General features: G+C 63.8%; 15 protein-coding genes. 3 read left to right on the top strand and 12 right to left on the bottom strand.

Going from position 1 to position 19,829, the window contains the following annotated elements; all coding sequences use genetic code 11:
• Nucleotides 1-29: 29 nt before the first annotated feature.
• The 7 genes from ACZRMO_RS17905 to ACZRMO_RS17875 form a co-directional block, all read right to left on the bottom strand.
• Complete coding sequence (locus ACZRMO_RS17905; RefSeq protein ID WP_463973679.1) at nucleotides 30-464, bottom strand: RidA family protein; 435 nt, start codon at nucleotides 462-464, stop codon at nucleotides 30-32.
• A gap of 11 nt (nucleotides 465-475) precedes the next feature.
• Nucleotides 476-2,059: a flavin monoamine oxidase family protein gene (locus tag ACZRMO_RS17900; protein ID WP_463973678.1), complete on the bottom strand. Its 1,584-nt coding sequence runs from the start codon at nucleotides 2,057-2,059 to the stop codon at nucleotides 476-478.
• Between the two features lie 12 nt (nucleotides 2,060-2,071).
• Nucleotides 2,072-2,995 carry an ABC transporter substrate-binding protein gene (locus ACZRMO_RS17895; RefSeq protein ID WP_207042577.1) on the bottom strand — a complete coding sequence of 308 codons (924 nt, stop codon included), beginning with the start codon at nucleotides 2,993-2,995 and terminating at the stop codon, nucleotides 2,072-2,074.
• An 18-nt stretch (nucleotides 2,996-3,013) separates the two neighbouring features.
• A complete protein-coding gene (locus ACZRMO_RS17890; RefSeq protein ID WP_017737032.1) occupies nucleotides 3,014-3,787 on the bottom strand; it encodes an amino acid ABC transporter ATP-binding protein in 774 nt (257 codons plus the stop codon).
• A complete protein-coding gene (locus ACZRMO_RS17885) occupies nucleotides 3,780-4,745 on the bottom strand; it encodes an amino acid ABC transporter permease (protein WP_017737031.1) in 966 nt (321 codons plus the stop codon). Before ACZRMO_RS17885 ends, ACZRMO_RS17890 begins: the two co-directional genes overlap by 8 nt.
• A gap of 25 nt (nucleotides 4,746-4,770) precedes the next feature.
• Nucleotides 4,771-7,164: a TonB-dependent receptor plug domain-containing protein gene (locus ACZRMO_RS17880; RefSeq protein ID WP_463973677.1), complete on the bottom strand. Its 2,394-nt coding sequence runs from the start codon at nucleotides 7,162-7,164 to the stop codon at nucleotides 4,771-4,773.
• A 505-nt stretch (nucleotides 7,165-7,669) separates the two neighbouring features.
• Entirely contained in the window at nucleotides 7,670-8,710 is a 1,041-nt protein-coding gene (locus ACZRMO_RS17875) for a LacI family DNA-binding transcriptional regulator (RefSeq protein ID WP_463973676.1), read from the bottom strand.
• Between the two features lie 207 nt (nucleotides 8,711-8,917).
• Between ACZRMO_RS17875 and ACZRMO_RS17870 the strand changes: the two genes are divergently transcribed.
• The 3 genes from ACZRMO_RS17870 to ACZRMO_RS17860 are packed head-to-tail and all read left to right on the top strand — an operon-like array spanning nucleotide 8,918 to nucleotide 13,360.
• Nucleotides 8,918-11,098, top strand: coding sequence for a TonB-dependent receptor (locus ACZRMO_RS17870; RefSeq protein ID WP_463973675.1), 2,181 nt, complete (start codon nucleotides 8,918-8,920; stop codon nucleotides 11,096-11,098).
• Between the two features lies 1 nt (nucleotide 11,099).
• Nucleotides 11,100-12,431, top strand: a complete 1,332-nt coding sequence (locus ACZRMO_RS17865; RefSeq protein WP_463973674.1) for an LLM class flavin-dependent oxidoreductase — start codon at nucleotides 11,100-11,102, stop codon at nucleotides 12,429-12,431.
• Nucleotides 12,428-13,360: an aliphatic sulfonate ABC transporter substrate-binding protein gene (locus ACZRMO_RS17860; RefSeq protein ID WP_463973673.1), complete on the top strand. Its 933-nt coding sequence runs from the start codon at nucleotides 12,428-12,430 to the stop codon at nucleotides 13,358-13,360. The genes ACZRMO_RS17865 and ACZRMO_RS17860 overlap by 4 nt, the downstream gene beginning before the upstream one ends.
• Nucleotides 13,361-13,470: 110 nt before the next feature.
• On the opposite strand, the gene fecE is transcribed toward ACZRMO_RS17860, so the two are convergent.
• The 5 genes from fecE to ACZRMO_RS17835 form a co-directional block, all read right to left on the bottom strand.
• Nucleotides 13,471-14,262 carry a Fe(3+) dicitrate ABC transporter ATP-binding protein FecE gene (gene fecE / locus ACZRMO_RS17855; RefSeq protein ID WP_463973672.1) on the bottom strand — a complete coding sequence of 264 codons (792 nt, stop codon included), beginning with the start codon at nucleotides 14,260-14,262 and terminating at the stop codon, nucleotides 13,471-13,473.
• Between the two features lie 4 nt (nucleotides 14,263-14,266).
• Nucleotides 14,267-15,235 (bottom strand): iron chelate uptake ABC transporter family permease subunit, encoded by a 969-nt coding sequence (locus ACZRMO_RS17850; RefSeq protein ID WP_463973671.1) that lies wholly within the window; start codon nucleotides 15,233-15,235, stop codon nucleotides 14,267-14,269.
• The gene (gene fecC, locus ACZRMO_RS17845) at nucleotides 15,232-16,221 is read right to left on the bottom strand and encodes an iron-dicitrate ABC transporter permease FecC (protein WP_463973670.1); all 990 of its coding nucleotides are present in this window, start codon (nucleotides 16,219-16,221) and stop codon (nucleotides 15,232-15,234) included. Before fecC ends, ACZRMO_RS17850 begins: the two co-directional genes overlap by 4 nt.
• Nucleotides 16,222-16,223: 2 nt before the next feature.
• Nucleotides 16,224-17,138, bottom strand: a complete 915-nt coding sequence (locus ACZRMO_RS17840) for a Fe(3+) dicitrate ABC transporter substrate-binding protein FecB (RefSeq protein WP_463973732.1) — start codon at nucleotides 17,136-17,138, stop codon at nucleotides 16,224-16,226.
• Nucleotides 17,139-17,363: 225 nt separating this feature from the next.
• Nucleotides 17,364-19,748 carry a TonB-dependent siderophore receptor gene (locus tag ACZRMO_RS17835; RefSeq protein ID WP_463973669.1) on the bottom strand — a complete coding sequence of 795 codons (2,385 nt, stop codon included), beginning with the start codon at nucleotides 19,746-19,748 and terminating at the stop codon, nucleotides 17,364-17,366.
• Nucleotides 19,749-19,829 lie beyond the last annotated feature (81 nt).

Raw genomic sequence — 19,829 nt, 5'->3', positions numbered from 1 at the left:
AGGGAAGGTGTCAGTGAAACGCTGGGGGGTTACGCCGTTCGGGCGGCGATGGCCTCGACTTCCACCAGCGCGCCCGGCAGTGGCAGGGCCACCACTTGCAAGGCAGTGCGCGCGGGTTTGTTCGGCTGCTCTGGCGTGCCGAAAAACTGCGTGTAGCCGGCCTGCAAGCCGGCGAAATCGAGCTTGCCGGCGGTCTCTTCGGCGCCCACCAGGAACACCCGCAGTTGCACGATATCGCCGAGGTCGAGGTCGTGTTGCTGGAGGATCGTGCGGATCTTGTTGAACACCGACACCGTCTGCACTTCGGTGTTGCCATAGGCCGCTGGCGTGCCCGCCGGGGCGTTGGCGTCGTGCAGGTCGGGCAAGGTACCGCTGACAAAGATCAGGCTGGCGGAAGCCGGTACGGTGACGGTTTGCGAGATCGGGAAGTTGCCGACGCTGGTACGTTGAATGCTGTCGCTCATGATGATGCTCCTTAGGACGCGGCCACTGCCGCAATCTGACGTTGTTGAGTCACCCGTTCGGCCAGTTGCGCGACCACATGGCGCGCCGAGTTGGCCGCCGATTCCTGCCAGATGCCCACGCCGCTCTGCACCAGGCCGTCACCGGCGAAGTACACGCGGCCAACACCGGCTTCGAGCAAGGCACTGGCATCGGCCGGGAAGTGTTCGCGTTGCAGCCACGGGCCTTCGCTGTAGGGGATCTGTTCCCAGGACACCGCCAGCGGGTGGCGCAGGTGTTTGGCATAACCCGGATGCAGCAGCTCCACGGCTTCTTTCGAGGTGGCGTACTGCTGCGCCAAGGGTTGCGCGCCAAAGCGGTCAGCGCCGTCGCCGGTCACATAACCGGCCACCAGCAAACCGTCGCGGGTGTTGAGACCGTTGCTCGGGTACCACAGCAGGCGCGCCGGGTGTTCGATCCACGACAGGCCGCCGTAGGTGCGGTAGTCGGTCTCCCAGAAACGCGGCGACTGCCACGCCACTTTGGTCGCCTGGTCGCTGCGGGTGCTGCGCAAGGCGGCCTTGATCGGGTCGCTGAAGTCAGTATCGAGCTTGGCCAGCAACGGCAGCGGCAGGGTCGAGATCAGGTAGTCGGCGCGCACCACCTGTTCGCGGCCGCTGTGCTGGTCGTGATACGTCACCGCGACGCCGTCTTCCAGTTGGCGGATCTGCCGCACCTGGGCGCCCAGTTGCACGTGGTCGCGGACCCGGGCGTAAAAGGCGTCGGTGATGCGGTCCATGCCGCCGACCGGCTGAAACATGGTCGCCGAGAATTCCGGGAATTCGGTGTGCAGCAGCGCGCCCCACAGCTCCGGGTGCAGCAGTTGATCCAACGCCAGCGGGCTGCGCGCAGCCGGCAAAGCGCCGGGATGGGCCGGCGATTCCAGGTGCCCCGAACGGATCGTGCCCTCGAACGCCAGCTCTTGCGAGAGGTCGCCATACACCTGCAAAAACGCCAGCAAGCGTGTGCGTTCTTCGCTGTTCAACACGTCGTCGAGGGCATCACGCTGCACGGCCTTGGCCAGTAAACCGGACAAGTGCCCGCGCGCATCGTTGATCGCCTGGCCGACGCTGAACGCCGGCTTGTCGATATCCGGGCGCACCTGGGCGCCATGGCTGCTGTTGACCAGCACCTCCAGCGGCACCCCCAGTTCACTGCAATAGTCGAGGATCGTGCGGTGCTGGCTGGGGATTCGCGCAGGGCCTGCGTTGAAGTAATGGCCCTGATCAAAAGTGGCGGTTTGCGTGCGCCCATCCTTGTAGTCCACGCGGTCGCCATGGCGGATCGTCCAGGTGCGGCCACCCACCCGCTCGCGGGCCTCCAGCACTTGCACCTCGAAGCCGGCGCGGGTCAGTTCCAGCGCCGTGACCAACCCGGAAATCCCGGCGCCCAGCACCAGCACGCGAGTGCCCTGCCCCAGGCCGTCCTTGAGTTTCAGCGGTTGCGGGCGGCGGTGCGATGAAGGTCCCAGGCCCAATACCGCGAGGGCATCCTTGACCGCCTTCTCGCCGCCTACCGCTGCGATGCTCGACAGCGCTTCACGTCGTGTCAGTCCCATGTTCGCTACTCCTTAATCCGGCAGGCCCGGTGGGTTGATCAGCGACTTGTCGACGCGCTCCACGTCCAGGCCCCAGCGTTGCAGGACCTGCTCGTATTGGCCGCCGGCAATCGCGCTTTCCAGAGCGGTGTGGATCGGCTTGACCAGGCCATTGTCCTTGCGTGTGGTCACGGCGATGTCGGCCTGCAACGGCCAGCCGCCGTTGACGGTGCCGACGCGCTTGATGCCGCCGGTGATCGCGGCGGAATAGGCGTACACCGAGTTCGGCCCGAACAACGCATCACTGCGCCCGGACTGCACCGCCAGTTGCGCGGCAGCCTGGTCATCGAAGTACTGCAACAGCGCGGGCTTGATCCCGGCCTTCTCATTCGCCTCGTTCCACGCCAGCAGGACTTTTTCCTGGTTGGTGCCGGAGCCAACGATGATCTTCAGCCCGGCGATGTCCGGCGCCTGTTTGATCTCGTTGATCTTGCTGGTGCTCTTCACATAAAAGCCGAGCACGTCCTGGCGATACGTCGCGAAGTCGAAGCGTTTCTTGCGCGCCTCGGTCACGGTGACATTGCTGATCACCGCGTCGTATTTGCCCGAGCTGACGCCCAGCGGCCAGTCTTCCCAACTGGTCTGCACCACGTTGAGTTGCAGGCCGAGGCTGTCAGCGACCAGTTGCGCGGTGTCGGCTTCGCTGCCGATGGTGGTCTTGTCGTCATTGGCCAGCAGCGCCAGGGGTGGCCCCGCCACGCCGGACACGGCCACGGTGAACTTGCCCGGCTGGGCGAACTTGAAGCCTGGCGGGATCTGCGCGATGGCGGCTTCGTTACGTGGCACATGGATGCGCACGCGGTCGGGGCTGAGGTCCACCTGTTGCACGGCGAACGCACTTTGCGCAGCACTGACGGCCAGCGCCAGCAGGGCCACACGGGCAGTAGAAATAAACATGGGCAGTCACTCCTTGAACTAAAGCACCTTGCCGAGAAAGGCCACAGTGCGGGGATGTCGGGGTTGGCGGAAGATCTGTTCAGGCGGGCCTTCTTCGATGAGCTGGCCGTCGCAGAGGAACACCACGTGGTCGGCCACTTCGCGGGCAAAACCGATTTCGTGGGTGACGATCACCAGGGTCACGCCCAGTTGGGTCAGGCCCTTGATCACATCCAGCACTTCGCCCACCAGCTCCGGGTCGAGGGCCGAGGTGGGTTCATCGAACAGCAGCACTTTCGGGTCCAGCGCCAGGGCGCGGGCGATGGCCACGCGTTGTTGCTGGCCGCCGGAGAGCTGGCGTGGATAGGCGTCGGCTTTGTCTGCAAGGCCAACTTTGGCCAGCAATTCGGACGCCTTGGCCTGCGCCTCGGCTTTGCTCCAGCGCTTGTGGGCCAGGGGCGCCTCGGCGATGTTTTCCCAGGCGGTGAGGTGCGGGAACAGGTTGAAGTTCTGGAACACGAAACCGACGTCGATCCGGCGCTTGAGGATTTCCCGTTCTTTCAGTTCATAGAGCAGGTCGCCCTTGCGTCGATAGCCGACGTATTCGCCGTCGATGGTGATGTGGCCGCTGTCGATCTTTTCCAGGTGGTTGATAGTGCGCAGCAAGGTGGATTTGCCCGAGCCCGACGGCCCGAGAATCACCGTGACCTTGCCTGGGTCAATGGTCAGGTGGATGTCTTGCAACACCTGCTGATTGCCAAAGCGCTTGCCCACGCCCTGGATTTGAATGCGACCGGCGCGGGCTTCACTCATGGGATTTCTCCTTGAGCCAGCGGCTGATGCGCTGCAAGGGCGTCGGCGGCAGCACCCGTGCCGTGCCACGCGCAAAGTAGCGCTCGACGTAGTACTGCGCGCTGGTCAGAACGGTGGTGATGATCAGGTACCACACGGTCGCCACGATCAGCAGCGGGATCACCGCCTGGGTGCGGTTGTAGATGACCTGCACGGTGTAGAACAGCTCGGGCAAGGCCAGCACGTAGACAATGGAGGTGCCTTTGACCAGGCCGATGATTTCGTTGAAACCCGACGGCAGAATCGAGCGCAGCGCCTGGGGCAGGATGATCCGAAACACCCGACGCGAAGCCGGCAGCCCCAGCGCCGCCGCCGCTTCGTGCTGGCCGGCATCCACCCCGATCAGGCCGCCGCGAATGATCTCTGCCGCGTACGCCGCCTGCATCAGGCTCAAGCCCAGTACGGCCACGGTGAACTGGCTGAGCACGTCCACGGTGGACCACTCGGCGAACACCACGCTGGTGAACGGCACGCCGAGCACGATGTGGTCATACAGATACGCGAAGTTGTACAGAATGATCAGCACCAGCAGCGCCGGCATCGAGCGGAAAAACCAGATGTAACCCCAGGCCAATGCGGCCAGCAGCGGCGAGCCCGACAGCCGCGCCAACGCCAGCGCCGTGCCGAGGATCATGCTGAATACGGTGCTCAGCAGGGTCAGCAACAGCGTCTGGCCGAGGCCGCGCAGCACCGACGGCGAGAAGAACCACTGGCCGAACACGCCCCACTCCCAGCGCGGGTTGGTGGCCAGGGAGTGCACGATGCCCAGCAGCACCAGCGCGGCAAAGATCGACCCGGCCCAGCGCCAGGGGTGTCGCGCGGGGACGACTTGCAAGGTCTTGATCGGGGTGGCGACACGGGCCGGGCGAACCGGGCGCGCCTGTTCAATCAGGTCATAGGGTTTGGCGACGATGGGCATGTTCTCTTCCTCGCGGGTTGTGGCCTTAGAAGGCGTAAGTCAGCCGGGTGTAGTAGTAACCGCCGGTAAAACCGAAGGGCGAATAGGTGCCGTAGCTGCTGACCATGGTGCTGCTCGGTACACCTTGTTTTTTCGGGTAGACGTCGAACAGATTCTTGGCGCCGATGGCGACGTTGAGGTCTTTGGTGAGGTTGTAGCCAAGGTCCAGGTCGGTGATCCATTTGGCCGCGTAGACTCGGTCCAGGCTGCGGTCGGCAGAGACATTGACCTCCTTGTAGGAGCCGTAGCGGGTCAGGGCCAGGTTGAGGTTGAAGCGGTCGATGCTCCAGTCGCCGCCGAGGATCAGCTTGGTGCTCGGCTGCACGCCGGTGATCAGGTTGCGCGCCTGGCGATCCATCAGGTCATAGGCCGTGCCGAGGATCGTCGTGGATTCCTTGTAGTTGAGGATCTTGGTCTGATTCCAGTTGAACGCGGCGGTCCACTTCAGCGCGCCGTATTCGCCGAGGTCCTGGCTGTAGTTGCTGACCAGGTCCAGGCCCTTGGTGCGGGTGTCGGCGCCGTTGATGAAGTACTGGCCGCCGGACGTCGAAGTGATGCCATTGCCTTGCAGCACCTGGGTGATCTCGGGGCCGAGCAAGGTGCCGGTGAGGGTGATGCGGTCGCGCAGGTTGATCACGTAGGCGTCGGCGGTGAAGCTCAGGCGGTCGGTGGGCGTGAGGGTGAAACCAAGGCTGAAGTTGGTCGAGCGCTCGGGTTTCAATTCCTGGGCGCCGAGGGCCTGGGCGGCGCCCGACCCCACCGGCAGCACGCCGTAGTTGATCGACTGGTACACGCCGTCCACCACGCCATAAGTGGTGGAACGCGCACTGAACAGGCTGTTGGCCAGGGACGGCGCGCGGAAGCCGTTGCTCACCGTGGCACGCACGGCGAATTGCGGGGTGAAGTCATAACGGGTGGTCAGCTTGCCGCTGCGGGTGGCGCCGACGCCCTGGTTGTAGTGCTCGTAACGGAAGGCGGTGCCCACGTACCAGTCCGGTACAGGGTTGAAGCCCACGTCCACATAACTGGCCAGGCTGTTGCGCGAGGCGGTGGCTTCTTCGTCCGGCGAAATACCGTTGGTGACCTGCGCCCCGCTTGAGGCGCAATTGCCCGGCGCCTTGCAGTAGCCGCCGTTGGCGTAGGACTCATAGTCACCGGCCTGCACCTCATAGGTGTCGCGCCGGTGTTCGAAGCCGTAGCTCAGGTCCAGCGGTTTTTGCAGGCCGATATCAAAGCCGCGCTTGAAGTCGAGGTTGGTGGTCAGCTCGGTGGAAATCCATGTGCCGGAGGTGAAGTGGTTCGGCGTGGCTTCGCCCAGGGACGGGTTCTGGTTGTGGGTGGTGCCCTGCTCCGCGTCATTGCGCCCGTAGGTGGTGGACAAATCCCAGTCCCACTCGCCGACGGTGCCTTTGCCACCGAAGGCGGCCTGGAAGTCGTCTTCGTCGATAAACCAGGTCGGCGTGTAGCCGCCGGGGTAGCCGTTGGGGCCGGTGGTGATGGTGTTGGTGATGGTCGGCAGGCGGAAGTTCTGGCCCTGCTCGGCCTTGCGCCGCGAATAGGTGGTGAAGGAATACAGGCTGAAGTTGTCGTCCACCGGCAGTTCGGCGTTGTAGCCCAGGGTCAGCAGGTTGGTCTTCGGTGTGCCGTAGCCGCCGTACGTCGAGCGACCGGCCTGCTCGTAGGCCTGGGCGTAGGTGTAGCCGTTGGCGCTGGCCTTGTTGTCATCGTTCTGGCTGCGCGCGTCGAGCGCCAGTTGCACGATGCCGCCGTTGCCGATTTCGAAGCCTTTGTTGAGGCTTTGTTGCACGGTCTGTTTCTTGCCGTCGTAGCCAAGGCCGGCGTTGGTCACCGAGGTGCCGCTGGTATCGGCCTTGAGGATCACGTTGATCACCCCGGCGATGGCGTCGGAGCCGTATTGGGCGGCGGCGCCATCGCGCAGCACTTCCACATGGTCGATGGCGCTGATGGGGATCAGGTCCAGGTCAGCCGGCGCCGCGCCGGTGTTGATGCCGTTGATGTTCAAGGTCGCACTGGTGTGGCGGCGCTTGCCGTTGACCAGCACCAGCACTTCGGCGGCGCTCAGGCCCCGCAGGTTGGGGGCACGGGCAATGCCGCTGGCGTCCCAACCGGTTTTTTCCGGCAGGGTCAGCGACGGGATCACCGCGCTGAGGGCTTCCATCAAACCGGGCTTGCCGGTGCTCTGCAATTGCTTGGCGCTGACCACGTCGATCGGCACCGGGCTGCTGGTGACGGTGCGCTGTTCGGCGCCTCGGTTACCGGTGACGACGACGGTCGAGAGGGTGCTGTCGTCCTGGGCCTGGGCGGTGTTGGCCAACATGGCCAGTGCCAGTACGGCGGTGGGGGTTAACGCTTGCTTCATAGCCATGCCTGCATATTCAAATCGCGAAGTCGGGCAATCACGCGGTCGTGCGCGGTGCTCGTTTTTTGGGGGGTGTGGCGGCGATTTGCGGCTAAGGTGCGTGCGGGGGTTGTATCGGCAACATACGTTGAGTTCCCTTCCAACGATTCTGCTGCGGGCATGATTACCCGGTTATGGGAGCAGAATCTGAATCACGATGGGTACCATCCATGGTCAGGGGTAGGCTGTTGCGATCAAACATAACGGAATGGGTTTTGAAAATATAATGCTGTTTTGGTCTAAGCTAATATTCTTGGATTTCATTATTTTCTTATGATTTTATTCATATAAATAATGTCTCTATTGTATGAAGATCCAAATGTGGGAGCGGGCTTGCTCGCGAAGGCGGTGGGTCAGTCGACAAATTCGGTGGCTGGCACGCCGCCTTCGCGAGCAAGTCGAATCGTCGCACCGCCGCTCCCACACAAGCCCGCTCCCACATTGATCGTTCCCGTATTTGAGGCCCTCAGGCACTTTCCCGCGAGATCAGACGGCACTCCAGCAAATTCAAGCGCTGTACCTCCTCTTCCACCGGCAATACCCCGAGACTTTCCAATACCCGCGTGGCCGCCAACACACCGATTTGCAACGCCGGTGGCTTGATGGTGCTGAGGCTCGGCAGCAGCATGTGCGCGAAGGGGTAATCGCCGAAACCAAGCACCGCGCAATCTTGCGGAATGTTCAGCCCGCCACGTTGCCCCGCCAGCAAGCCGCCGGCGGCGAGGTTGTCATTGGCGAAGAAGATCGCGTCGGGTGGCGTGGGGTGGCTCATCAACGCGTCCATCGCCTGCTTGCCGGCTTCGAAGGGCGCACAACCTGCGTCCGGCGCGAAGGTCCAGGGCTGCACGCCCAATTCGCTTAAGGTCGCGGCGAACCCGTCACCGCGCTCCATTGCACTGAAATCCCCCGCCGCACTGTTCTGCACGAAGGCGATGCGCCGATAACCCTGGCCATGCAGGTAACGCGCGGCCGTGACGCCCACTTCGTAGTGGGAAAATCCGATCTGCAAAGGCTCGCGTTCGGGCACGTAGTCCCAGGTTTCCACCACCGGGATATCGGCGTCGGCGATCATCTTCTCGGTGGCCGCGCTGTGGAAGCGACTGGTCAGCACCAACGCCGCCGGCGACCAGCCGAGAAAGGCGCGCACCGCACTTTCTTCCTGCTCGGCACTGAAGTAACTCGATGCCAACAACAGCTGATACCCATGCTGGCTGAGGGTGTCGCTGAAGCCCTGGATGGTGTCGGCAAAGATCGGCCCGGAGATGTTCGGGATCACCATCGCCACGATCCGCCCGCGTGCCGAGGCCAAACCGCCAGCCACCAGGTTGGGCACGTAGCCCAGCTCGGCCACCACTTGGGCAATGCGCTCGCGACGCTCGGGTGAGACCTGCTCCGGCTGGTTGAAGTAACGCGACACGGTAATCGCCGACACCCCGGCCTGGCGCGCCACGGTGTTGAGGGTGACGCGCCCGGCGCCACGACGTTTGCGCGGTTTGTCTTCGCTCACGGGAAAATCCTGTTAGAAACCAAAAGGCATATAGGACTAATTTTTCAGTATTTGACGATCTAAACCAGTCCCACCAATAATGCCGATGTTAGCGCTAACAAAGCGCTTTGTCTGCTACTCGCTCGAGCGAATGCCAGAGACGAATTCACAGGCGTTGCCGTCGCAGAACGGCAACGGTTCAGGGCATTTTTTTCGAGCGGGCACAGCATGCACAACTTCCAACGCACAACGTTATTGATCCTGGCCGGGCTGACTGCCCTGCCCGCCTTTGCAGCCGATGAGCAGGAGCCGACGCTCAAATCCGTGACCGTCACGGCCACCCGCCGTGAAGAATCCCTGCAAAAAGTCCCGGTGGCGGTCTCTGTGCTCGACGGCGAACAGCTGGAACGCGACAACCGCAACGGCGTCGCCAGCATCGCGCAACAAGTGCCGTCGCTGAACTTTCGCACCGGCGCCTCCAACAAGGACACCTCGCTGTTTGTGCGCGGCGTTGGCACCATCTCCACCTCCCCCGGCGTGGAGCCGACGGTGGCCACGGTGATCGACGGCGTGGTCTACGCCCGCCCCGGCCAGGCCACCCTCGACCTGCTCGACCTGGAACGCATCGAAGTGCTGCGCGGCCCGCAAGGCACGCTGTTCGGCAAGAACGCTTCGGCCGGCGTGCTCAATATCACCAGCAAGGCGCCGACCGCCGAGACCCACGGCTATATCGACCAGTCCTACTACAGCGGCAACGAAAGCCGCACCCGCTTCGGCATCGGCGGCAGCCTGGTACCGGATGTGCTCAAGGGTTCGATCAGCACGCTGTTCGGCAGCTATGACGGCAACGTCGACAACCAGCACAACGGCCAAGAGGTCAACGGCTACAACCACAAGGGCATTCGCGGCAAGTTGGAGTTCACCCCCAATGAAGACGTGAAGCTGACCCTGATCGCCGACTACATGCAGTCCCACGACGACGCGCCCAACGGCGTGGTAAGCAAGTCCCTGACCCCGGCGTTCACCAACGCCCTGGGCCCTGTGCGCGCCTCCAGCGACAACCGCGACATCAACACCGACACCCGCAGCCATGTGGAAGACACCAACAAAGGCCTGTCGGCCCAGCTGGACTGGAACCTCGGCGACTACACCCTGACCTCGATCACCGCCTGGCGCGGCTGGGACAACACCCAGTACCAGGACGGCGACCGCCTGGGCAACGTGACCGCCGCATTCCCCGGCACTGCCGACAAGGGCCAACTGGAGTTCAACCAGTACTCCCAGGAACTGCGCCTGGCTTCGCCCAAAGGTGAGTTCCTGGAGTACGTCGGCGGCCTGTTCTACATGCACGGCAAGGACGAAGAAACCTACCAGCGCACCCTCACGACCACCACGCGCACCGACCGTGGCATCGCCGACTACAGCACCACCAACGACAGCTATGCGGTGTTCGGCGAGACCACGCTGAACTTCACTTCACGCTTTCGCGGCATCGCCGGCTTGCGCTACACCCACGACGACCTGAAATACGATCACCGCCGCGTCTCCACCTCGGCCACCACGGTCAGCGGGATTCAACCGGCCACGTCCAGTTCGGGGTCGGTGGATGAGGACGGCTGGTCCGGCCGCCTCGGCGTTCAGTACGACATCAGCGATAACGTCACCAGCTACCTGACCTACTCGCGCGGCTACAAAGGCCCGGCCTACAACGTGTTCTTCAATATGCAGCCGCGCGACACCGACGCGCTCAAGCCCGAGACCTCCAACACCTGGGAAGCCGGGATCAAGGCCACCGCCTGGAACAACCGCCTGACCACCAACCTCGCGGTGTTCCACAGCGATTACGACAACTACCAGGCGAACTTTTTCGACACCGTCGCCGGCCAGGTCGTGACCCGCTTGATCAACGCCGGCAGCGTCAGCAGCGAAGGCGTCGAGCTGGATTACGCCTTGCAGGCCACCCAGCAACTCAAGCTTTCCGGTGCCCTGGCCTACACCCGCGCACGCATCGACGAATTCGCCTGCCCCGCCGGCGCAGCAGCAACCTGCAACGTGAATGGCAAGCCGCTGCCGTACAGCCCGGACTGGAAAAGCTACGTACGCGCCGACTACAGCATCCCCCTGGATAACGGCCTGGATATCGAACTGGGCACCGACTACAGCTGGCAGAGCGAAGTGCAGTACGACATCAGCCAGAACCTCGACACCAAGCAAGGCGCCTACGGCATCTGGAACGCCAGCGTGGCCCTGGCCGACTACAGCAATGGCTGGCGCGTGGCGTTGCTGGCGAAGAACCTCGCCGACAAGTCCTACTCGCCGATGCTGGCCAGCGGCGGCAACTACATCTACCGCGCCGTACCCCGTGACGATGAACGTTACTTCGGCGTGCAACTGCGCAAGGATTTCTAGCATGAGCCGTCAACTGAAACTCGGCGCCTTCCTCATGGCCACCGGGCACCATGTCGCCGCCTGGCGTCACCCTGATGTACCGGCGAATGCCGGGCTGGATTTCGCCCAGTACAAGCACCTGGCGCGGGTCGCCGAAGCGGCCAGGTTCGATGCGCTGTTCGTGGCGGACAGCGTGGCGGCGGCCACTGGCGAGATCGCCAGCCATATGGCGCGTTCGGATCACTTCGAGCCGCTGACCTTGCTCTCGGCGTTGAGTGCAGTGACGGAGCACATCGGCCTGATCGCCACCGCCACCACGACCTACAACGAGCCCTACCATGTGGCGCGCAAATTCGCCTCGCTGGATCACCTGTCCGGCGGGCGCGCCGGCTGGAACCTGGTGACCTCGGACGCCGCCGCCGAGGCGCAGAACTTCGGCCGTGATGAGCACCTCGGCCACGGCGAACGCTACAGCCGCGCCCGTGAGTTTCATCAGGTGGTGACCGGCTTGTGGGACAGCTGGGAGGACGACGCCTTTGTGCGCGACAAGGCCAGCGGCAACTACTACGACCCGGCGAAGGTGCACGTGCTCGATCACGTGGGCGAACACTTTCGCGTCAAGGGCCCGCTGAACGTCGCGCGCTCGCCCCAGGGCCAACCGGTGATTGTGCAGGCGGGCTCGTCCGAGGCCGGTCGCGATCTGGCGGCGCAAACCGCCGAGGTGGTGTTTACCGCGCAGACGTCGCTGGAGAATGCCCAGGGGTTTTATGCCGACCTCAAGGGTCGTCTTGCGCAGTACGGACGGGAAGCGGACTCGTTGAAAATCATGCCTGGCGTGTTTGTGGTGGTCGGGCAAACCGAGGCTGAGGCGCAGGCGAAGTTCGAGGCGTTTCAGGATTTGGTTGAGCCCGAAGTCGGCGTCGCGCTGCTTGGGCGCATGCTCGGTAACTTCGACCTGTCCGGCTACCCGCTGGACGGGCCGTTGCCAGAGTTGCCACTGACTGACAGCGGCCAGCGCAGCCGTCAGCAGTTGCTCAGTGATTTGGCGCTTCGCGAGAACCTCACGCTGGCCCAACTGGGTCGAAAAATTGCCGGTGGCCGCGGGCACTACAGCCTGATCGGCACGCCGGAGCAGATCGCCGACGAGCTGCAACGCTGGTTCGAAAACGGCGCCGCCGATGGCTTCAATATCCTGGTACCGCACCTGCCCGGTGGGCTGGAGGATTTCGCCCAGTGGGTGGTGCCCGAGCTGCAACGGCGTGGCTTGTTCCGCAACGAATACAGCGGCTCCACCTTGCGTGACAACCTCGGTTTGGCGCGCCCCGAAAGCCGCTTTAAAAAGGACCGTCCATGAAGATTCGTGCACTGGCATTGGCCTTGCTGGCCGTGACGCAAACCGCCCTTGCCGCCGACCCCGCCTCCCTGCGCATCGGCTACCAGAAAGGCTCCATCGCCCTGGTATTGGCCAAGGAGCATGGCCTGCTGGAAAAGCGCTTCCCGCAGACTGACGTGAAGTGGATCGAATTCCCCGCTGGCCCGCAGATGCTCGAAGCCCTCAACGTCGGCGCGCTGGATGTGGGCTCCACCGGTGATATCCCACCGCTGTTCGCCCAAGCGGCAGGCGCAGACCTGGTCTACATCGGCGCCGAACCGCCCAAGCCCAGCGCCGAAACCATCCTGGTGCGCAACGACAGCCCGCTGCACTCAGTGGCAGACCTCAAGGGCAAGAAAGTCGCGTTCCAGAAAGGCTCCAGCTCCCACAACCTGATCCTGCGCGCACTGAACAAGGCCGGGCTGAGCTACCAGGACATCCAGCCGGTGTACCTGCCACCGGCCGATGCGCGGGCGGCGTTTGAACGCGGCAGCGTGGATGCCTGGGCGATCTGGGAACCCTATTCGTCGCTGGCGCTGAGCCAGAGCCCGAGCCATGTGCTGGCCAACGGTGAAGGCTTGGGCTTGTCGGGGCCGGTATACACCGCGCGGCGCGAATACGCCAAGGCTAACGGCGCCTTTGTCCACGATCTGCTCGGTGAACTCAGCAGCGCTGAAGCGCTGACCCGCAGCCAGCGGGAAGACAGCTTGAAGGTGCTGACCGGTTTTATGGGGCTGCCTGCCGAGGTGATTGCGCGGTACATGGACAATCGCCCGCCTTCGCCGATCTTGCCGATTGACGAGAAGATCATCCAGGCGCAGCAGGCAACCGCCGACCTGTTCTACCAAAACCACCTGCTACCCAAAGCCATCGACGTCAACAAGGCCGTGTGGAGATCAGAAGCCAACTGAGATCTAAGTGTGGGAGCGGGCTTGCTCGCGAATGCGGGGTGTCAGTCAAAGATGCTTTAACTGATCCACCGCTTTCGCGAGCAAGCCCGCTCCCACATTTTCTGACCGCGTCAGGCTTGAGGGCGGGTGCTTTTTTCGATCAGACACATGGGAGTGCCAGCAATCGGTTCCTGCATCACCTGAACCTGCACATCAAACACCTGCCGCATCAGCTCAGCACTGATCACCTCCCCCGGCGCCCCATCGGTCACCAACTTCCCGCCATGCATCACCGCCAAGTGATCAGCATACCGGCAAGCCTGGTTGATATCGTGCAGCACCGTAATCACGGTCTTACCTTCGGCGGCCAATTCCCCCATCAAGTCCAGCAACTCAACCTGATGACTGATATCGAGGTAGGTGGTCGGTTCATCCAGCAACACCACCGGCGCGTTTTGCGCCAACACCATCGCCAGCCACGCGCGCTGGCGCTGGCCGCCGGACAAATCCGCCAACGCGCGATCTGCCAAAACGTCGAGTTCCAGGCGCTGCATAGCCTGGGTCACATGGGACTGATCGTTGCCACTCAGCCGCCCCCACAGCGAGTTGTGCGGGCTGCGGCCATAGGCAACCAACTGGCGCACGCTGACCCCTTCCGGCACCGGCAATACTTGCGGCAAAAACGCGATCTGCCGCGCCAGTTGGCGTGCGGAAAGGCTGGCGTAGGCCTGGCCATCCAGGGTCAGCTCGCCCTGGGTTGGCTTGAGAATGCGCGCAAACGCCTTGAGCAACGTGGACTTGCCGCAGCCATTGGGGCCGATCAGCGCCGTGACCTTGCCCGCCGGCGGCGTGAACGACAGCCCTTGCACGATGCGCGTGGCGCCGTAACCGATATCGAGCTGGTGTGCCTGCAGAATACTCATGTGATCAGCCCTTGAACCGTGCCAGCAACCAAAGAAAATACGGCGCGCCAATCACCGCCGTGAGCACGCCGGCGGGGATTTCGCTGGGGGCGATCAAGGTGCGTCCCAGCGTGTCCGCCAGCACCAGCAGCAACGCGCCAATCAGCATCGCCGCCGGCAGCAAAAATTGGTGGTGCCCGCCCACCAGCCTGCGCGCCATGTGCGGCGAGACCAGGCCAATAAAACCAATCGGCCCGATCACCCCCACGCCCAGGCTGGTCAACAGCACGGCGCAGGCCATCGCCAGCCAGCGCGTGCGGTTCAGCGCAGTGCCCAGGCTGTGGGCCGCTTCGTCGCCAAGGGCGATCAGGTTCAGCGGCTTGGCCAGGCACAGGCCCAGCGGGATCAATACAAGGAACGGCAACACCAACGCCACATGGTGCCAGTTGCGGCTCCACAGGCTGCCGGTGAGGGCAAGCAGCGCGGTGTTGATATCCAGCGGGTGGGACAGGATCAGGAACTCGGTGACGCTGGACAAGGTCACCGCAATCGCCACCCCGGACAGCGCAAAACGCACCCCGGAAAAACTCACCCCGGTGTTGTACAGCGCCAACAGCAACGCGCCGCCCGCCCCGCCCAGGCACGCCACCAGCGGCAGCCAGGCAATCGGCAACTGCGGCCAGCTGATGATCGCCACGGTCAGCGCCAGCCCGGCGCCCTGGGTCACGCCGAGGATTTCCGGCGAGGCCAGCGGGTTGCGGATCACCCCCTGCACAATCGCCCCGGCCAGGCCGAAGGCGGCACCGGCAAGGATCGCGATCAGGCTGCGCGGCAGGCGGTGGTTCCACACTTCAAAGTCGAGGGCGTCGTGGGCCAGCAGGCGCTCCAACACGATGGCGGGCTTGAGCCACAAGGTGCCGGCGCTGAGGCTGACAAAAGCCGCCAACAGCAACAGGCCGAGCAGCAGCCACAGGCGCAAGGTTGGGCGGATCATAGGGCGCGCCTGGCAAGAAAGAGGAAGAACGGCGCGCCGATCAACGCGGTGACCACGCCCGCCGGGGTTTCCACCGGGAAGGCCACCGCACGGCTGAGCAGGTCGGCGCCGAGCACGATCACCGCGCCCAATGCGGCACTCAGCGGGATCAGCCAACGGTAATCATTGCCGAGGAACTGGCGCAGGATATTCGGTGCGATCAGCCCGACAAAACCAATCGGCCCCACCGCGCAGACACTCGCGCCCACCAGCAACAGGCTGGCGACAAACACCTGCAAACGCAGGCTGGCGATGCCCACGCCCAGGGAGCGCGCGGCGTCTTCGCCGAGGTTGATCAGGTTCAGCCGGGGCGCACACCACAGCGCCCACAGGCCGCCGATCAAGGTGCACGGCCAGAGCAATTGCACTTGCGCGGCGCCGACGTTGGCCAGCGAACCGGCCAGCCAGTTGAGCACGCTTTGCGCCTGGGCCTCGACCAGGATCACCGTGAGCCGGGTCAAGGCCGCGCACAACGCCGCGACGGCCACGCCGGCCAATACCAGGCGGCCTTGGGCGGTGGTCGGCGACCAGGCGCCGCCGAGGCTGAACACCGTGACCCAGGCCAACGCGCCGCCCAGACAGGTCATCAACAACGCGCCACCGGCAAACGGCGGTGCAACCAGACCCGTCGAGAACAACGCCAAACCCAACGCCGCGCCGGCCGTCACGCCAAACAAGGAAGGCGAGGCCAGGCGATTGCGCGTGATGCCCTGCATCAGCGCCCCGGCCAAGCCCAGGCAGGCACCGACCAACGCCGCACACACCGCACGCGGCACCCGCAGTTGGGCGACGATGTAGGCCATATTGCCGCCGACGCTGCCCTGATGGACCAAGCCATTCCACGCGTCCGTCGCCGTAATCGTGAACGGCGACCAGCTGTACAGCGAGTACCAGAACAACACGGCGCCCAGCAGCACGATGCCCGCCGCCGCGAAACTGCGCTGCACGCTTATTGACTCAATACGGCTTTGCCGCCTTTGAGAATCGCCAAGGCGTCTTCGGCGATCTGCTCCGACGCCAGCACCCCACGGTTGCGCGCCCAGCTGTCGCCGTCCACTTCAGCGACGTGCTGATTGCGCACAGCGCCAAGCACTTGCCACAACGGCTGTTTGCTCCAGCTATCGACGATGCTAGGGCGACGGTAATGGCCCACCAGCAACCAGCCGGGGTCGAGGGCCAGTAATTGTTCCAGGCTGACGAACTCAGTGGGCGCCGCGTTGGCACGCACCGACGGCACTTTCAGGCCGATGGCTTGCAGCACGCTGCCGGCGTAGGAGTCCGGGCCGTGCACGGAAAAGCTGTCTTCACGGGCGACGCCAAACAGCACGCTGGCGCCGGCGGGGATTTGTTGCGCAATGGCCTTGAGGTTTTCGCGGTTCTGCTGGATACGCGCTTCCATCTCTGCGCTCTTGCCCAGCGCCTTGCCGATCAGCTCGGCGGATTTCAGGCTGCCCTGGTAATCCTCACCGCGCGACGGCAACAGCAGCGTCGGCGCGATGCTCGACAGGTCGCTGTACAACGCCTGGTGGCGGTTGAGGTCGGCGACGATCAGGTCCGGCTTGAGCCGGGCAATTTCCTCGATGCTCGGCTGCGAGCGCAGGCCCACGGACTGCCACTGGCCGATGGCCTGGCGCACACGGGGCAACACGCGGTTGGCGTCGCCATCATCGGCGGCGCCCACGGGTGTCACGGCAACGGCGGCAAGGCTGTCGAGAAAGGAGAACTCCAGCACCACCACGCGCTTGGGCGCATCCGGCAGATGCACGGTATGTTGGCCGTCATTGAGGTCGATGGGCGCAGCGCTGAGTACGCTTGAAGAAAACGCCAAGAGGCAGGCGGCAATGGTGGGGATGGAGCGCAGCATTCGCATGAAGAGGACCTCGGCGTTGAAACACCCAGGCTAGACAGGCCTGGGAAAACGGCGGGTACTATTCCATATCAGGGCGGTGTGATCAAAAAACATTCTCATTGATCGTTCCCACGCTCCGCGTGGGAATGCCAATTTGGACGCTCTGCGTCCGCTTGTGTGACGCAGAGCGTCACGGGATGCATTCCCACGCGGAGCGTGGGAACGATCATCGGTACAAATCTAGAAATCGACGGTGGCCGACAGCAGGTAGGTGCGTGGTGTTGCCAACGTCAGCCCCGGCTCGCTGTCATCCGACGCACCGGCCGAGCTCCAGTAGCGTTTATCCGCGACGTTCTCCACGTTCGCGCGCAAGGTCACGTGCTTGTCATCCACCTTGAACGCATACCGTGCGCCCACGTCGATACGGTTCCAGGCGTCGATTTCCTTGACGTTGGACTGGTCCAGGTACTGCGAGCTGGAATGGATGCCACGGCTGGTCAGGGTTACGCCTTCCAGGCCCGGCACGTCCCATTCGGCGCCGAGGTTGACGTTGTATTTGGGCGTGGCCGGGGCGCGGTTGCCGTCCCAGGTGCCGTTGGTGGTGTCTTTGAGTTTGCTGTCGATGTACATCACGCCGCCGAGCAAACGCACACCCTTGAGCGGTTCGCCGAACACACTCAATTCTGCGCCGGCGTTCTCGCGCTTGCCGTTGGGCCCGAACAGTCTTGTGGTGGCGTTGGTTTCATAGGCGGGTTGCTTGATGCGGAACACCGCCGCCGTCACGGCGAAGGCGCCGGCGTCGTACTTGGCGCCGACTTCAACCTGGCGGCTGATGAACGGCGGGAAGATTTCGTCGCTGTTGCTTGAGGTGGTCGGTGCGATCTTGCCTTGGCTCAGGCCTTCCATGTAGTTGGCGTACAGCGACAGCCGGTCGGTGGCCTTGAACAGCAGGCCGCCGGAGGGCGAGAGTTTTTCTTCGTCGTAGGCGGTCTTGCCTTTGATGCCATTGCTCCAGTCATCCACCTTGACCCGCTGCCAGCGTGCGCCGAGGGTCAGCAGCAGGCGGTCGTCGAAGAAGCCGAGGGTGTCGGACAGGGCCACGGCGCTGAATTTGTTTTCGGTGTAGACCTTGGCGTCCTGGCGCGTAGCAACGGATGGCGTTGGGGTTTGCACCGGGTTGTAGAGGTTGCTCGACGACTCGCCATAACGCGCGCCGCCGTTGGTGAAGTCCATGTCGAAATAGCTGGCCGCCAGGTTGACCTCATGGCTCACCGGCCCGGTGTGGAACCAGTTGCGCACGCCCGCCGTATAGGTGCGCACGTTTTCATCGCGGGTAAAGTCGCGGGGCTGCACCCTGAAATCGCCGGCGGCGTTGCTGACGGAGACGGCATGGCGCAGGAAGTCGTGGTTGCTTTTACGCACGCCGACGCCGCCGTAGAGCATCACGTTGTCGCTGAGATCGTACTCGCCGTTGAAGGTGCCGAAGGTGTCGTTGGTGCGCGCCTTGCTCCAGGCTTGCGCATAGTTGCGACGCACGTCGCTGGCCTTCGGTACGGGTGCGGCGGCGGCCACCTGGACACGCTCCTGGGGTGCGTCGGTGTCGCGTTCGGTGTGGCCGATGTCGGTGGAAAGGCGCAGGCGTTCGCCGCGAAAATCCAGGCCGAGCACGGCCATTTCGCGATCGACGCTCTGGTGATCCCAGGCGGTATTGCCGGCCTGCTTCACGCCGTTGAAGCGGATGCCGAACTTGTTGTCTTCGCCAAAACGTCGGCCCACATCCACCGCCCCGCCCGCTTGGCTTTCCGAGGCCCAGGTGCCGGTGAATGAGGTGATGTCCTTGTCGGTGGCGCGCTTGGGCACCACGTTGATCCCGCCGCCCACGCTGCCACGGGGCGAGATGCCGTTGATCAACTGGGTCGGGCCTTTGAAGATATCGACGCGATCGGCCATTTCCATATCGATGGTGTAGGTCGGCAGCACGCCGTAGAGGCCGTTATAGGACACATCACTGTTGAACAGGCTGAACCCGCGAATGGTGAACTGTTCATATCGCCCACCGGCCGGGTTGGTGGCGCGGACCGAAGGGTCGCTGGCGATCAGTTCGCCGAGGGTGCGCGCCTGCTGGTTTTTCACCGCGTCGGCGGTGTAGGTGGTGATGCTGAACGGGGTTTCCATAAAGTCCCGCGTGCCCAGCATGCCCTGGGCGCCACGGCGTGCCACTTGGCCGCCGGCGTAGGTGTCGCCGTCGTACAGGCCGGTGGTGCCGAGGATCGAGGTTGGCGCCAGCTCCAACGTGCTGCCATCCGGTGCAGGTATGAGCATATAGGCGTGCTCGCCCATGGCTTGCAGTTGCAGGCCGGAGCCTTGCAGCAGCCGCGCGAAGCCCTCCTCCACGCCATATTCACCGGCCAGGCCGCTGCTACTGCGGCCGCTGACCAGCGCCGGGTCCACCGACAGGTTGACTCCCGCCAACCCGGCAAACCGGGTCAGCGCCGCACTCAGGCTGCCGGCCGGCACCTGGTAACTGCGGCGGGCGTCGTCGGCGTAGCTGACGGTGGCAAATAACGGGCTGGCGCTGAGGCTCAGCAGCAGGCTCAGTTTCAGCAAGGGGCGGACTACGGGCATTGGCGCAAGCTCTCGATAATGTGTACTTACCTGGAATGACCGCCGACGAGAAAAAAAGGGACAGGTGATTGGCATTATTTT

This window comes from Pseudomonas sp. B611, from assembly GCF_055407965.1.
The sequence above is the reverse complement of the archived record's forward strand: the minus strand, read 5'-3'. Positions and strand labels throughout refer to the sequence as shown.

Excerpts from the sequence above, each read along its gene's own strand:
- ACZRMO_RS17890 (WP_017737032.1), bottom strand. The coding sequence starts at position 3,787 with ATGAGTGAAGCCCGCGCCGGTCGCATTCAAATCCAGGGCGTGGGCAAG.
- ACZRMO_RS17895 (WP_207042577.1), bottom strand. The coding sequence starts at position 2,995 with ATGTTTATTTCTACTGCCCGTGTGGCCCTGCTGGCGCTGGCCGTCAGT.
- ACZRMO_RS17865 (WP_463973674.1), top strand. The coding sequence starts at position 11,100 with ATGAGCCGTCAACTGAAACTCGGCGCCTTCCTCATGGCCACCGGGCAC.
- ACZRMO_RS17900 (WP_463973678.1), bottom strand. The coding sequence starts at position 2,059 with ATGGGACTGACACGACGTGAAGCGCTGTCGAGCATCGCAGCGGTAGGC.
- fecE (WP_463973672.1), bottom strand. The coding sequence starts at position 14,262 with ATGAGTATTCTGCAGGCACACCAGCTCGATATCGGTTACGGCGCCACG.
- ACZRMO_RS17840 (WP_463973732.1), bottom strand. The coding sequence starts at position 17,138 with ATGCTGCGCTCCATCCCCACCATTGCCGCCTGCCTCTTGGCGTTTTCT.
- ACZRMO_RS17905 (WP_463973679.1), bottom strand. The coding sequence starts at position 464 with ATGAGCGACAGCATTCAACGTACCAGCGTCGGCAACTTCCCGATCTCG.
- ACZRMO_RS17860 (WP_463973673.1), top strand. The coding sequence starts at position 12,428 with ATGAAGATTCGTGCACTGGCATTGGCCTTGCTGGCCGTGACGCAAACC.
- ACZRMO_RS17870 (WP_463973675.1), top strand. The coding sequence starts at position 8,918 with ATGCACAACTTCCAACGCACAACGTTATTGATCCTGGCCGGGCTGACT.
- ACZRMO_RS17880 (WP_463973677.1), bottom strand. The coding sequence starts at position 7,164 with ATGAAGCAAGCGTTAACCCCCACCGCCGTACTGGCACTGGCCATGTTG.
- ACZRMO_RS17835 (WP_463973669.1), bottom strand. The coding sequence starts at position 19,748 with ATGCCCGTAGTCCGCCCCTTGCTGAAACTGAGCCTGCTGCTGAGCCTC.
- ACZRMO_RS17885 (WP_017737031.1), bottom strand. The coding sequence starts at position 4,745 with ATGCCCATCGTCGCCAAACCCTATGACCTGATTGAACAGGCGCGCCCG.
- ACZRMO_RS17850 (WP_463973671.1), bottom strand. The coding sequence starts at position 15,235 with ATGATCCGCCCAACCTTGCGCCTGTGGCTGCTGCTCGGCCTGTTGCTG.